General features: G+C 60.6%; 13 protein-coding genes. 9 read left to right on the forward strand and 4 right to left on the reverse strand.

Annotated features, from left to right (window positions below):
• Window positions 1-39: 39 nt before the first annotated feature.
• The 6 genes from IPJ76_02890 to maf all read left to right on the forward strand — a co-directional run bounded on the left by IPJ76_02890 (window position 40) and on the right by maf (window position 6,576).
• On the forward strand, window positions 40-237 hold the full coding sequence (locus IPJ76_02890; GenBank protein ID QQR87192.1) for a hypothetical protein: 198 nt from the start codon (window positions 40-42) through the stop codon (window positions 235-237).
• Window positions 238-306: 69 nt separating this feature from the next.
• The gene (locus IPJ76_02895) at window positions 307-717 is read left to right on the forward strand and encodes a cytochrome c maturation protein CcmE (protein ID QQR87193.1); all 411 of its coding nucleotides are present in this window, start codon (window positions 307-309) and stop codon (window positions 715-717) included.
• 133 nt (window positions 718-850) lie between these two features.
• Window positions 851-4,480, forward strand: coding sequence for a DUF2520 domain-containing protein (locus IPJ76_02900; GenBank protein ID QQR87194.1), 3,630 nt, complete (start codon window positions 851-853; stop codon window positions 4,478-4,480).
• Window positions 4,461-4,988 carry a 3-deoxy-D-manno-octulosonate 8-phosphate phosphatase gene (locus IPJ76_02905; GenBank protein ID QQR88381.1) on the forward strand — a complete coding sequence of 176 codons (528 nt, stop codon included), beginning with the start codon at window positions 4,461-4,463 and terminating at the stop codon, window positions 4,986-4,988. The genes IPJ76_02900 and IPJ76_02905 overlap by 20 nt, the downstream gene beginning before the upstream one ends.
• A 2-nt stretch (window positions 4,989-4,990) precedes the next feature.
• Window positions 4,991-5,980, forward strand: a complete 990-nt coding sequence (locus IPJ76_02910) for a geranylgeranylglycerol-phosphate geranylgeranyltransferase (GenBank protein QQR87195.1) — start codon at window positions 4,991-4,993, stop codon at window positions 5,978-5,980.
• Window positions 5,980-6,576 (forward strand): septum formation protein Maf, encoded by a 597-nt coding sequence (maf, locus tag IPJ76_02915; GenBank protein QQR88382.1) that lies wholly within the window; start codon window positions 5,980-5,982, stop codon window positions 6,574-6,576. The genes IPJ76_02910 and maf overlap by 1 nt, the downstream gene beginning before the upstream one ends.
• A gap of 3 nt (window positions 6,577-6,579) precedes the next feature.
• Here the strand turns inward: maf and IPJ76_02920 are convergent, their stop codons facing one another.
• The 4 genes from IPJ76_02920 to mazG form a co-directional block, all read right to left on the reverse strand.
• Window positions 6,580-8,646 carry a gliding motility-associated C-terminal domain-containing protein gene (locus IPJ76_02920; protein ID QQR87196.1) on the reverse strand — a complete coding sequence of 689 codons (2,067 nt, stop codon included), beginning with the start codon at window positions 8,644-8,646 and terminating at the stop codon, window positions 6,580-6,582.
• A 125-nt stretch (window positions 8,647-8,771) separates the two neighbouring features.
• A complete protein-coding gene (locus tag IPJ76_02925) occupies window positions 8,772-9,059 on the reverse strand; it encodes a DUF2442 domain-containing protein (GenBank protein ID QQR87197.1) in 288 nt (95 codons plus the stop codon).
• Entirely contained in the window at window positions 9,056-9,358 is a 303-nt protein-coding gene (locus IPJ76_02930; protein ID QQR87198.1) for a DUF4160 domain-containing protein, read from the reverse strand. Before IPJ76_02930 ends, IPJ76_02925 begins: the two co-directional genes overlap by 4 nt.
• Before the next feature lie 5 nt (window positions 9,359-9,363).
• The gene (gene mazG, locus IPJ76_02935) at window positions 9,364-10,167 is read right to left on the reverse strand and encodes a nucleoside triphosphate pyrophosphohydrolase (GenBank protein QQR87199.1); all 804 of its coding nucleotides are present in this window, start codon (window positions 10,165-10,167) and stop codon (window positions 9,364-9,366) included.
• Between the two features lie 50 nt (window positions 10,168-10,217).
• Between mazG and IPJ76_02940 the strand changes: the two genes are divergently transcribed.
• Genes IPJ76_02940 through IPJ76_02950 form a run of 3 tightly spaced genes read left to right on the forward strand, consistent with a single transcriptional unit; the run spans window position 10,218 to window position 12,724 of the window.
• Window positions 10,218-11,291 (forward strand): acyloxyacyl hydrolase, encoded by a 1,074-nt coding sequence (locus tag IPJ76_02940; GenBank protein QQR87200.1) that lies wholly within the window; start codon window positions 10,218-10,220, stop codon window positions 11,289-11,291.
• A gap of 5 nt (window positions 11,292-11,296) precedes the next feature.
• The gene (locus IPJ76_02945) at window positions 11,297-12,022 is read left to right on the forward strand and encodes a DUF2807 domain-containing protein (GenBank protein QQR87201.1); all 726 of its coding nucleotides are present in this window, start codon (window positions 11,297-11,299) and stop codon (window positions 12,020-12,022) included.
• A gap of 36 nt (window positions 12,023-12,058) precedes the next feature.
• Window positions 12,059-12,724: a hypothetical protein gene (locus IPJ76_02950; GenBank protein ID QQR87202.1), complete on the forward strand. Its 666-nt coding sequence runs from the start codon at window positions 12,059-12,061 to the stop codon at window positions 12,722-12,724.
• The last annotated feature ends 22 nt before the right edge of the window (window positions 12,725-12,746 follow it).

Here is a 12,746-nt window from a genome sequence, read left to right on the forward strand (position 1 = left end):
CGGCGAAGAGAGATTTTCTTGCGTGGCCTGTCCGGGTTGATGTTGGTCATCCTGGCCGCCTTGCCTGCCGGTACCTTTGCCCAAGGTGCGCCGAGCTGGCTGGAGGAGACGATGTTCGCCAGCGGGAAGATCAACACGGTGGTGGCAGTGGTGAGCGTGGTGCTGCTGGGCCTGGCCGGTTGGATGTTCGCCATGGATGTGAAGTTGCGGAAACTGGAAAGGAGAGTGAAAAAATGACTGGATCGCGTCGTCGTTCCTCCTCGCGATGACGAGAGCACGGTCCGCACGAACGGAACGACCGAAACAATGAAACGCTCCCACATCATAGCACTGGTGGTCATTGCAGTGGCCATGGCCATGCTCATTGGCACCCTGGCGGGCAACAGCACCTTCATGGGCCTGGCGCAAGCCATGGAAAGTCCAGGAAAAGAGGTGCGGGTGAAAGGGCAGCTGGACAAGAGCCAGCCCATCGTGTACGAGCCCTTGACCAACGCCAACATGACGGAGTTCACCTTGGTGGACGATGAGGGCGTGAAGTGCAAAGTGAAGCTGGCCAAGGCCAAGCCCTACGACTTCGAACGCAGCGAGAGCATCGTGCTCACCGGCAGCTACAGTGGTAGTGAGTTCCACGCCAACGACATGCTGATGAAGTGCCCCAGCAAGTACACCGAAGGCAACCAGCTGAAGACGGAAGGCGAGTGGACCAAAGTTGAATAACGGATGAGCCAACGGCCGATAGCTATTGGCCAATGGCTCTTGGCCTTTGGCTCGTGGTGCCAATCCGCTCACTCCACAGAAGAAACAGACCTGCGGGACGCTCGGTTCTGAGCACGACCTTCGCGCCGCATTCATGGGCACCTCCTACATCGGTGAGCACACGTGGGCCAGCTGGCTCGGTCACGGCTTCGCCATCCTCTCGCTCATCGGGGCGCTCTTCGCGCTGCTGAACTACTTCCTGGCTGAACGCAAAAGCGACGGCGCCTTCCTGCGCACTGGTCGTTTGTTCTTCCGGGTGCACAGCTCGGCCGTGTTGAGCATCGTTGGCCTGCTCTTCGTCATGCTCTTGAACCACTGGTTCGAATTCGACTATGTGTGGAAGCACAGCAACACCTCCATGCCGCTGCGCTACATGCTCAGTTGCTTCTGGGAAGGTCAGGAAGGCTCGTTCCTGCTTTGGACGTTCTGGCATGTGGTGATCGGCAACATCCTCATCTGGCGTTGGAAGCAAGGGCGCCATGGCGATTGGGAAGCACCGGTGATGATGGTCTTCGCGTTGGTGCAGGTTTTCCTTGCCAGCATGCTGCTGGGTGTACATGTGTTCGGTGAGCGCATCGGCAGCAGTCCCTTCATCCTGATCCGCGAGCTCGGTGAGAACATCGGCCTGCCGTGGACGCAGATGGCGGACTACCTCCAGAAGATCCCCGCATTCCAGGACGGTCGCGGCCTCAACCCGCTGCTGCAGAACTACTGGATGGTCATCCACCCTCCCACCCTGTTCCTCGGTTTCGCGGCCACGCTTGTTCCGTTCACCTATGCCATCGGTGGCTTGTGGCGCGGCAAGCTGAAAGAATGGATGGAACCCGCGCTGGGCTGGACCTTCTTCGGTGTGATGGTCCTCGGCACGGGCATCCTCATGGGCGGTGCTTGGGCCTATGAGGCGCTCAGCTTCGGCGGCTTCTGGGCGTGGGATCCGGTTGAGAACGCTTCGCTGGTGCCATGGCTCACGCTGGTCGCGGCCGGCCACCTGATGTTGGTGAACAAGCGCAAGGAGACCTCGCTGTACGCCACGTTCCTGCTTACGCTCGGCACGTTCCTGCTGGTGCTGTACAGCGGCTTCCTCACGCGCAGCGGCGTGCTCGGCGATACCAGCGTGCACAGCTTCACCGGCGACGGCATGAAGCCCGGGCTCATGCTCTTCGTGCTGTCGTTCATCCTGCTCAGCGTGGTGATGCTGGTTCGCGATGCGGGCCAGCGCAAGTTCATCGCATTGCTGAGCGCCGCGTTGTTCATTGTTGGCATCGCCGCGAAGGTGCAGGTGCTGGCGGTGGTGGTGTTCGCATTGCTCGCCATCGTTGGTGCCGTGTGGGCCTTCAGGAAGTTCCCGAAACCTGAACAAGAGGAGGCCGTGTGGAGCCGCGAGTTCTGGATGTTCATCGGCGCGCTTGTGCTCGTCTTGAGCGCCGTGCAGATCACCTTCAGCACCAGCGTTCCGGTCTTCAACACGTTGCTCACGCCGTTCGCCAAACCGCTCACCTGGCTGGCGGAAGTCACGGGCATGGGGTTCTTCAACGAGCTGGCACAGGCCAAGCTCGCTCCACCGAGCAAAGCCATCGAGCACTACAACAAATGGCAGATCCCGTTCGCCTTCATCGTATCGCTATTGGTGGCCATTGGCCAATACCTGAAGTGGAAGACCACGGACATGAAACGCTTCTGGAAGCAGTTACTGCTGGCAATGGTGCTCGCGTTGGTGGTCACCGTCGTGCTGGTCGTAGCGTTGAGGTTTGAATGGAAGGAATTGAACCTTATTGCGCTGCTCTTCGCCACGGCGTTCGCGGCCATTTCCAATACCGCCTGGATCTGGCAGGGGCTCAACGGCAAGTTCAAAGGAGCCGGTCCGAGTGTTGCGCACGTCGGTTTCGCGCTAGTGCTGCTAGGTGCACTGGTGAGCACCAGCAAGCAGAACGAGGTGAGCCGCAACACTGGTCGCATGGTGCTGAGCTTCCTGAGCGACGACTTCAACGACAACCAGGACGCGCTGCTCTACCGCGGTGACACCGTGCGCATGGGCGAGCACTTCGTCGTTTACCACCGCAAGCGGCAGGAAGGCGTGAACCTGCACTATGAAGTGGAATACCTGCAGGCTGTTCCGCGCACATACCATATTGGCGACACCGTGCGGGTGAACGACAACCTTTACGTGTGCACAGCTGAGCACCCCGCTGCCGACCACTTCCTCGCCGACCCCACCAAGTGGAAGGCATTGCAGGAATACAACCGCCGCGAACTGTGGCACGCAAAGGGCTACGCGAGCATGTCACCCGGCGAAAGCCTGTTCACGCTCGATCCGTTCGTGCAGATCAACCCGCGCTTCGGCAACGTGGCCGAGCCCAGCACCAAGCACTGGTTGCACCGCGACCTGTACACGCACATCCGCTACGCCGAACTTCAGAAGGGCAGCAACGAGGACTCCGACAGCCTGCACTGGATGCCGCCCCGCTACTACGGCCGCAACGAAGGCGATACGCTGGTGACGCCCACCAGCGTGGCCATCATCGACAGTGTGCGCACCGTGCGCGACAGCATGACGCTGGCGATGCTGGGCACGGAGTTCGATGTGAAGGTGGCCTACCTGCGCGTGCGCGACCTGTACGACGAACGCCGGTGGTTCGAGGCGCGGCCACTGCTCATCTTCCGGGGCACCACCATCGTGGCCGGCAAAGGTGCTGAGATCGCTCCTCTGCGGGTGCGCTTCGACCTGGAACGCATCGGGCCCGGCCAGCCCATGGAAGGCCAGGACCCCAACCGCTGGGAAGGCAACGTGGGCTTGAGCGTGAGCGAGCGCGAGTTCATCGTGATGCAGGCCATCGTGTTTCCCGGGCATCAACATCCTGTGGATCGGCTGCGCGCTCATGTTCTTGGGCTCTTTGATGGCCGTGCGGCAGCGGTGGAAGAAGCCCCGGCAGAAGTCATGACCCGTGTGTTGCTGATCGGTACCGGCCGCGCTGCTCACCACTTGGGCCGTGCGATCGTGGCTGCCGGGAACAACGTGATTGGCGTTGTTGGGCGCGATGGCTCCAAGGCACGATCACTTGCGGATGAACTCAGAACAAGGTCATTGACGTTCGATGCGGCTTGGCCGGAACACGAGGTAGCATTGATCGCAGTGAGCGACGATGCTCTGTCGGAAGTCTCGGCACGTATCCCGAAGGGCACCGCCATCATTTGCCACGTCAGCGGTGCGAAGAGCATGGATGTACTGGAACCGCACCAGCACCGCGGTGTGCTTTGGCCAGTGCAAAGCCTAGCGGAAGGCGCGCAGGTTGACATCACGAAAAGCCCGCTCGTGGTGGATGCCAGTGATGAAGGCACACGGACCACTCTGCTCTCCCTTGCACGCAGCATCAGCCAGCGCGTTCTCGAACTGGACCACAACGACCGGCAAGTGCTCCATACAGCGGCGGTCATCGCGGGCAACTTCCCGGTATTCCTGCTGGCCGAGGCCCAGCGGCTGCTGAGCGACCACGACCTGCCCGGCGAGCTGTTGCTGCCTTTGTGGACCAACAGCACCGCACGCGCGGCAGCCCTTGGTCCCCGTCAAGCCCTGACCGGTCCGGCCCGCCGTGGCGATGTGAAGACTTTACAAGCACACCTCGACCTGTTGGCGGCCGATCCCGACATTCGCCGCGCCTACGCGCTCCTCTCCCGGTCCATCCTGAAGGCGCATGGGCACCCCACGGATGGCCTCGAAGACCTATAAGGAGATCCTCGCCGACATCGACACCTTCCTCTTCGATGTGGACGGTGTCTTCACCGACAACCGCGTGCTGCTCTACCCCGGCCTCGATCCGGTGCGCACCTTCCACAGCCGGGATGCGTACGCCGTGCAGCACGCCATCAAGGAAGGCCTGCGCCTGGTGATCGTCACGGGCGGAAAAAGTGATGGCGTGGAACAATCGTTCGCGCGGTTGGGCGTGAAGGAGTACCACTACCACACCTACGACAAGAGCCGCAAGCTCGATGAGCTGATCACGCTCACCGGCTTGGACCCCGCACGCACCGCCTACATGGGCGATGACATCCCCGACCTGCGTGTGATGCAGCGCGTGGCCTTGCCCTGCTGCCCGGCCGATGCCGCCGAGGAGATCAAAGCCATCAGCCTTTACGTGAGCCACAAACCCGGCGGCATGGGCTGCGTGCGCGACCTGCTGGAGCAGGCCATGAAGGTGCAGGGCAAGTGGATGACCGAAGGCGCGCACACCTGGTAGGCATGAAGGACCTCATCCGCCTCACCCGCCCGCTCAACCTGATCATCGTGGCGTTGACGATGGTGGTGATGAGGTATGGCGTGATCGGCGGGATCTGTAAGCGCGATTTTGCCCGTGACTACCTGCCTTCGAGCTTTACAGTGAACGGCGTCATCTACTCTCCGCAAGTCGGATTCCAGCTCTCCTTGGTGATGTTCGTTCTCCTGATCATTAGCACGGTGCTGATCATGGCTGGTGGCAACGTTATCAACGACTACTTCGATACGCGCATCGATCGGGTGAACAAGCCGGGCGCGGTGCTCGTTGGCCGGAGTGTTAAACGCCGTGTTGCCATGGCCACGCATTGGATACTTAGCGGCTCAGGTTTGTTGCTCGGGGTATTGGTCGCTCTGCTGGCACACCAGAAGTGGCTCGCGTTGATTCCACCGTTCGCCGTGGGGGCATTGTGGTGGTACAGCACAACGGCCAAGCGGCAACTACTCTTAGGTAATGGTCTGGTAGCCACCCTTTCTGCCATCGCAGTCCTACAAGTAAGTCTCTATGACCTGCGCATGTTGGAGCACGGCAATGAGGCGGACTCGCTGTTCTGTATAAGGTCTCTTTGGTGGTGGTTCCTCGGCTACACCGCCTTTGCCTTCATTAGCACTCTTCTGCGCGAACTTCAAAAAGACATGGCTGATGTGCGCGGCGATGCGGCCAACGGTTGCCGCACCGTGCCGATCGCTTGGGGCATGAAGGTCGCCCGGTTGTTGGTCGCGTTCTGGGCGATGGTCATCATTGTGGCCGTGGGCCTGCTGGCGGACAGGGTCTTCACGGAAGTCGCAGCGCGGGTCTATCTGTACGTGCTGGTCATCGCGCCCATCCTCGCCTCGTGCATCCTCACATGGAACGCTCGCAACCGCGACCAGCACAACCGCGCCGGCAACGTGATGAAGCTGGCCATGGTCTTCGCCGTGGCGTTCGGCGCCATCTATCCTTGGCTGATCGTATGATGCAACCACCGATCCATCCGTGGCGCCTCATCCTGTGCAGCGCTTCACCCCGTAGGCGCCAGTTGCTGCAAGGGCTCGACCTGCCCGTGGAGATCACCAGTGTGGACGTGGACGAAACACCGCCGCGCGGCATGCCCGTGGACCAGGTCGCCGAACACCTCGCCCGCAAGAAGGCGGAAGCATGGTCAGGCAGTCTGGCCAGTGACCAGGTGCTCGTTGCGGCCGACACGACCGTGGTGCTCGACCTGCCCAACGGAAGCCTTCTCCTGAACAAACCGGCGGACGAAGCCGACGCGTGCCGCATGCTCGCCCAGCTTGCTGGTCACACGCATCGCGTGGTCACCGGTGTTTGCCTGCGCACCGCATCGCGCACCATCAGCTTCGCGGATACGGCACTCGTGACGTTCCGTGCACTCAGCGAAGCAGACATCGCCTATTACGTGGCGGCCCACAAACCACTGGACAAGGCCGGAGGCTACGGCGTGCAGGACTGGATCGGCTACACAGGCGTTACGCGCATCGAGGGCAGCTTCTACACGGTGATGGGGTTGCCCATGCACAGGGTATGGGAAGAACTAGCGGCACTCAGGCCCTGACACTTAGCGAAGCAGCACCACATGCCCTTGGGCACTGTGCAACTGGTTCTCGCTGTCACGCAGCCGCACTTTCCAAGCGTACACGCCTTGGGGCGTTTCAATGCCTGCCTGCTTGCCGTCCCATGCGTCGTTCACCGAGCGACCGCTGAACACCGGTTGTCCCCAGCGGTCGAACACGTCGAATTCAAATAGGCTTGGCTCGCGCACCGTGGTGAGCGGAATGAACCCGTCGTTCACACCATCGCCATCAGGGGTGAAGGCGTTGGGCACGAACAGCGCGAATTCGCCTTCAACGCAAACCTGAGCCGAGGCGGTGTCAGCACAACCACTACCGTTCGTGACCACCTGCACCACGGTGTAGCACGCCACATCGGCATACGAGAATCCGGGTGTGGGTTCGGCGGAAGTCGAGTTGTCCGGGTCACCGAACGACCACGACCACTGATCGGCGCCTTGTGAGCCGTCCAAGAAGAGGAAGTTGGGGTCTGAAATGATGGCCACCGGCGGGAAGGGCGTGAAGCCTGCAACCGGCGTGGGCAGAACATTCAAGAGATCGTTCGATAAAACGGTTCCCACACAGCCGTTACCGTCCGTAGAGGTCAGCGTCACGCTGTAGAGACCTTCGCCCACGAAGCAATGGCTGACCGGTGAACCGGCACCGGACGCACCATCACCGAAACTCCAGTCGCTTTGCACCGCACCAGGGGAATCATCCGTGAACGTCACGCACAAAGGTCCACAGCCTTGCGAGGACGAGACGGAGAGCTGCGCGACCACCGGCGGGAACACCGTCACGAGCACGGTATCCGGCTCAGCGATACAACTGTTGGCATCGATTGCTTGAACGATATAAGGCGTGAACACCGTGGGGGCAACGGCGGGGCCGCTCGGCGACCATTGGAACGTATAGCCCGGGGTGCCGCCCACCGCGGAGGCTTGAAGGAGGACCGCCGCACCGGAGCATACCACAGTGTCGTTCTGGGCCGTCACCACCAGTGGCGCAGGATCGGTGATCGTGAAGGGAACCGTTGCGGTGCAAGCACCGGCATCCTCGACTTCCAATACGTGGGCGCCTGCCGGCAATGGTCCGCTTTGCATCCCCGTTTGCCCACCGGGTAGCCATGTGAACTGCGGCTGGTTCTGCGCGCCGTTGATGATCGCCGTTGCTGAGCCGCTCTGTCCATTGCACAAGGGTTCCGTCACGCTCACGCTCACATCCAGGATGAGCACCTCAACCGTGTCCGACAAGCTGATGCCGCACGGCCCGGATGAGGTGACCACCACCTCGAACGCACCGGGTCCGCTGAATTCATGCCACGGCGATGGATCCGTGCCCGTGTTCGCCGCTCCGCTACCAGGATCGCCGAAGTTCCACGACGTATTCGTTCCGCAACCGAGAAGGCCGTACGTGAACTGCACACTATCTCCGGTGCACTGCACCTGCTCGGCGGTCAAACTGATCGGAGCGTTCTCAATGTGGATGTCATCCACCGCGAAACCATCGTAGCCGTTGCATGTGGTGCCACTTCCGAAGGTGAAGCGCAACAGCACATTGGGCTGACCACCACAGCCCAGAAGGCAGTGCTTCGCTTCAACCCATTGGTTGCTTCCGAACCCGCCCACGCACGCACCGGCTGTGGCTCCGGTGCGCCCGCTCCAGCCGTGCGCCGGACTGGCCAGGCTCAGATTGGTGATGCTGCCGTAGTTGAACCAGTTGTCATTGAGGCAATCCACCGCATTGCCGAATGCACCAACGTTGTTCCAACTGGCACCGCCGTTCACGCTGTACTGCAGGTTGGCGCCGTCGTACTGGCGCTCCATTTCCCAGAACACCTTGAAGCTGATCCATGGGTAGGGCACGTTGGCGAAATCGAAGCATGGGCTCTCCAACCAACTGTCTTGACCGGGGCTGTACAGCGTGCCCGTGAGGCCACCGATGCACCACGCGTTCAATCCACCCCCAGCCCCACTGATGATGGGTTTGTTCGGCGAGCCCCAGGCCCAGTCGTTCCCTGCACCGCCGGAGGTCCACGTCGGCGCGGCTTCGAAATCTTCGTCGTAGGGGAACACCGAAATACATTGGGCCGCGGACATCATCGCCCATCCCGCCATCAACAGGACCAAAAGGGTGCGGGAGTGCCACCAAGCCATCACAACAGGAGACGCTGAAAAGCGACGCAAAGTTCGTCGGCCTTTTACGCCACCGCCTTCTCCTTGGCGGGAACCACACCCCTCGACTCCCACTTCCTGAGCCGCTCAGCTGAAAAAACCAAAGCTGCATCGCCCCACTCCAGAGCGTGATGCCCCACCAGCTTGAATTTGTGGAACAGTTCGGCCTTGGAAAAGCGCTTTTCTTGGGGGGTGGACCAGTCACGGAAATATGGCCCGAAGTCGGCGAGGTGTTCGACCCCATCGCCAAAGACGAGCTTGAGCACATGCGCCCTGACCACCTGGACTTCCTTGAGTTGGAATGCCTTGTTCATTTGGGTATGCGCAAGATACGCTCGGGTTTGATGTCTTTCCCGAACACGAACCGGTCGTTCCACTTCTTCACGATATCCGAAGCCTTGACTTTTAGCAACCGTTCGGCCTTGGCCACTTGGGCCGGTGGAAGTTTACCAGCGACCCGCGTCCATTCGATAGCGCTCAGACAGCCGTCCGTAGCGAAGCGCAGAACCGCCTTCATCTCCGAGCCTTGGAACCTGACGTGCAAGTGGATCGGCGTATGGTCATCGCTGTAGAACAGGAAGACCATGCCCGCATAGATGTAGAGCTTGGGCATGCTGTTCAAACCTGTTTCGCCCGTTCCCAATACGCATCCATCTCGGCCAAGGTCATCTCCCCCATCCGCTTGCCATCCTTGGCGCTTTCGCGCTCCAGGAACTGGAACCGCTGGATGAACTTCCGGTTGGTGCGCTCCAGCGCTTCATCCGGGTCGATGCCCAGGAAGCGCGCGTAGTTCACGATGCTGAAGAGCAGATCGCCCAGTTCATCGGCTTGGTTACCGGAGCCCGCGTCCACCTCCTGCTTCAGTTCGCTCATCTCCTCGTTCACCTTCTCCCACACCTGATCGCGGGTATCCCAGTCGAAGCCCACCCCACGGGCTTTGTCCTGCACACGAATGGCCTTCACCATGCTCGGCAGTCCGCGCGGCACACCGTCCAATACGCTCTTCGGCTCATCGCCGTCACCGGCTCTCTCGGCCAGTTTGATCTTCTCCCAGTTCGCCTTCACCTCCTCCTCGTCCTTCACCTTCACAGCCTGTCCCGTAACGGGATCGCCGTAGATATGCGGGTGGCGGTGGATCAGCTTGTCGCAGATGGCGTTGCACACGTCCGCGATGTCGAAAGCGTTCTTCTCGCTGCCGATCTTGGCGTAGAACACGATGTGCAGCAGGATGTCGCCCAATTCCTTCTTCACGCCGTCCAGGTCGTTCGTCAGTATGGCGTCGCCCAGCTCGTAGGTCTCTTCAATGGTGAGCGGGCGCAGCGTCTCCAACGTCTGCTTCTTGTCCCAAGGGCATTGGGCACGCAGGTCGTCCATGATGGATAGAAGGCGCAGGAAAGCCGCGCCGCGGGGATCGTTCGACATGGCGCGAAGTTGCTGGTTCCGTGCATGCGCGCTCGGATAAATTCGGCCTCGTGCTGCGCGCCTTAACCACTTCCTTGTTGCTCCTGACGACGGTTTGCCTGCATGCTCAGGAAACCGCGTGGGCCTTGGGGGTGCGCGGCGGCTACGGCTACCTCATCGCCCACCACGACAATCTGAAGCGCATGGTGGCAGGGCATATTCCGAGCGCGGAGGTCTTCCTCGAACGCAAGCTGGACCACAAAGGGTGGCACATGCGTTATGGCAAGCCTTCGTGGGGAATCGGCTTCTGGGCGGCGGATCTGCGTGCCGATGAACTCGGCAATGGGTTCCGACTAACGCCATATCTCTCCCTTCCTCTTGCTCAGGACGAGCATCAAGCACTGCACTTGCGCTTTGGATGGGGCATCGGCTACATCACCCGGCCGTTCAACCGCGAGGACAACTACAAAGGCCAAGCGATCGGCAGCTACGTCAACGTGAACATGCCGCTCGGTTTGGAATACACCAGACGCATCGGACGCACGGTGATCGGCGCAGGGTTGTGCATCGAGCACCAAAGCAATGGGGCTTTCAAAGTGCCGAATCTCGGCGTGAACATTCCGAGCGTGCAGCTGGTGGTCAAGCATGATGTCGGCCAGTTGGAAGAGCGGGACACCACGGTGTTCGTGTGCGGTGGAATAGCGATCAACCCGGATCGGTTGGTCGCCTATGCCACGGTTGGCCTCAAGGAGACCTTCCCGGTGAGCAGTGGAAAGCACTCTTGCTTGGCCGTGGTGATCGGCTATCAGTTCCACTCGTTCAGGAAAGTGAGCTGGGAAGCCGGGCTGGACTACTTCCGGAACGGTGCATTGGAGCAACGAGCCGATCGGCTCGGACTGGAAGCGCCATCAGCCTGGGGGCAGCTCGGTATTCACGGTGGACCTGTGCTTGTATTGGGCCGGATGTCGTTGCTCCTGCATGCCGGGGTGTACGTGGCCAATTCGTTCGAAGACGATGGTCTCATCTTCAACCGCCTCGGTTTGCGCCATCAGCTCGGAAGGCATTGGCTGGTCAACTTCACCTTGAAGACGCATCTGGCAACCGCCGATCACTTCGAACTCGGCTTCGGATACCGCATACGATGACACAGATGCTGAAACTCCTCGGTCTGTGCGCGCTCGTTGCGTGCGCCGATGACCAATGGGATGATTGTATCACCAGCACAGGCCCCACCGTTCAGCAGGAGCGTGAGGTGAGCGATTTCCACACCATCGAACTAGGCGCGAAGGTGGACGTGCTGCTGACGCAGGACAGCGTGAACAGCATCGTGGTGGAGGGCGGCCGCAACCTGCTCGGGCAGACGGAGACGAGCATCAGCGGAGGCGTGCTCACGATCAACAGCAACATGACGTGCAACTGGGTGCGCAACCTTGAGCAACGCGTCACCGTGCACGTGCACTGCAAGGAACTCCGGCAGGTCACCTTCACCGGCAGCGGCGATGTGCGCTGCAAGAACATGCTCAACGTGCCGACCTTCCGGGTGGAGCAACGCCAAGGCAGCGGCACGCTGAACCTGAACGTTACCGCCGACACCATTTGGTATGGCCTGCACACCGGTCCAGGCAACGTGGTGGCCACCGGCTCGGCCGATGTGCTCTACCTGTACTCCAGCGGCTACGGGCACATCGACGCGCGCAACCAGCCCAGTCGCGAAAGCCATTGCAACAACAGCGGCAGCGGCGACTTCCGCACGGCGCCCACCGATGTGCTCTACGCAGCCGTGCGCGATGCCGGCGACATCCACTACTACAGCACGCCCACGTTCGGTGTCTTCATAGAGGATACGGGAAGCGGGTCAGTGGTGCAGGGGGATTGACGGCAAGAAGCACCTATGAAACCGCGTTCCACAACCATGCGCCGCTTGTTTTATGTGCCCGGTCTCTTGAGCCTTGTCGTGCTTGCGCCTTCGCTGATGTGGTTCTTGAACAGCAAGGAGGTCTGGGTCGAGGAGCGGTGCATACAGATGACCTTTCCGACGGAGGCCGCCACCAAGGAGGACTCAGCACAAATGCCCGGGAGATGGAACCTTCCGGAACGCAATTGGATCGAACTGCACTTCTCTGGCGGGCTCGGAGAGAGCCGAGCTATGCTAGATGAGTTCGACCGCCACGCACGAGACCTTGTAAGGAAGCAGGACACAGTCAATGGCTTGCACGTCACGCTGGCGCGAAACATCAAATGGGAGACGGTGATCGCGGCAGTGGACATCCTAGAATACGATTCGATCAGAGCCTGGATGGTTGACGAACAAGACATCACGGCGTTCTACCTACAGGCCGCAGCAATCTCCGATCCTGCCGAAGCCTTCGGCGTTATTGAGCACGACCTAAGCTTCTGTGGATACGACTACGATCCTCCGCCGAGCTTCTATGACCGCATACTTGATCGCGCTTTCGGGCCCTTCCTTGCATTAAAAGAGTCACCGATGGTGCTTTGGCCAATTGCTATCGCCTTGCTCGCCCTTTTGCTCAGCACCGCTTGGTGGCTGGTCGGCCGAACCAGAAACAACCTCCCATGAAACGCCGAAGCCCCCCGACAAG

Source organism: Flavobacteriales bacterium (assembly GCA_016699575.1).
Taxonomy (GTDB): domain Bacteria; phylum Bacteroidota; class Bacteroidia; order Flavobacteriales_F; family PHOS-HE28; genus PHOS-HE28.

Coding starts and splice junctions, on each gene's coding strand:
- IPJ76_02890 (QQR87192.1), top strand. CDS start 40: ATGTTGGTCATCCTGGCCGCCTTGCCTGCCGGTACCTTTGCCCAAGGT.
- IPJ76_02895 (QQR87193.1), top strand. CDS start 307: ATGAAACGCTCCCACATCATAGCACTGGTGGTCATTGCAGTGGCCATG.
- IPJ76_02900 (QQR87194.1), top strand. CDS start 851: ATGGGCACCTCCTACATCGGTGAGCACACGTGGGCCAGCTGGCTCGGT.
- IPJ76_02905 (QQR88381.1), top strand. CDS start 4,461: ATGGCCTCGAAGACCTATAAGGAGATCCTCGCCGACATCGACACCTTC.
- IPJ76_02910 (QQR87195.1), top strand. CDS start 4,991: ATGAAGGACCTCATCCGCCTCACCCGCCCGCTCAACCTGATCATCGTG.
- maf (QQR88382.1), top strand. CDS start 5,980: ATGCAACCACCGATCCATCCGTGGCGCCTCATCCTGTGCAGCGCTTCA.
- IPJ76_02925 (QQR87197.1), bottom strand. CDS start 9,059: ATGAACAAGGCATTCCAACTCAAGGAAGTCCAGGTGGTCAGGGCGCAT.
- IPJ76_02930 (QQR87198.1), bottom strand. CDS start 9,358: ATGCCCAAGCTCTACATCTATGCGGGCATGGTCTTCCTGTTCTACAGC.
- mazG (QQR87199.1), bottom strand. CDS start 10,167: ATGTCGAACGATCCCCGCGGCGCGGCTTTCCTGCGCCTTCTATCCATC.
- IPJ76_02945 (QQR87201.1), top strand. CDS start 11,297: ATGCTGAAACTCCTCGGTCTGTGCGCGCTCGTTGCGTGCGCCGATGAC.
- IPJ76_02950 (QQR87202.1), top strand. CDS start 12,059: ATGCGCCGCTTGTTTTATGTGCCCGGTCTCTTGAGCCTTGTCGTGCTT.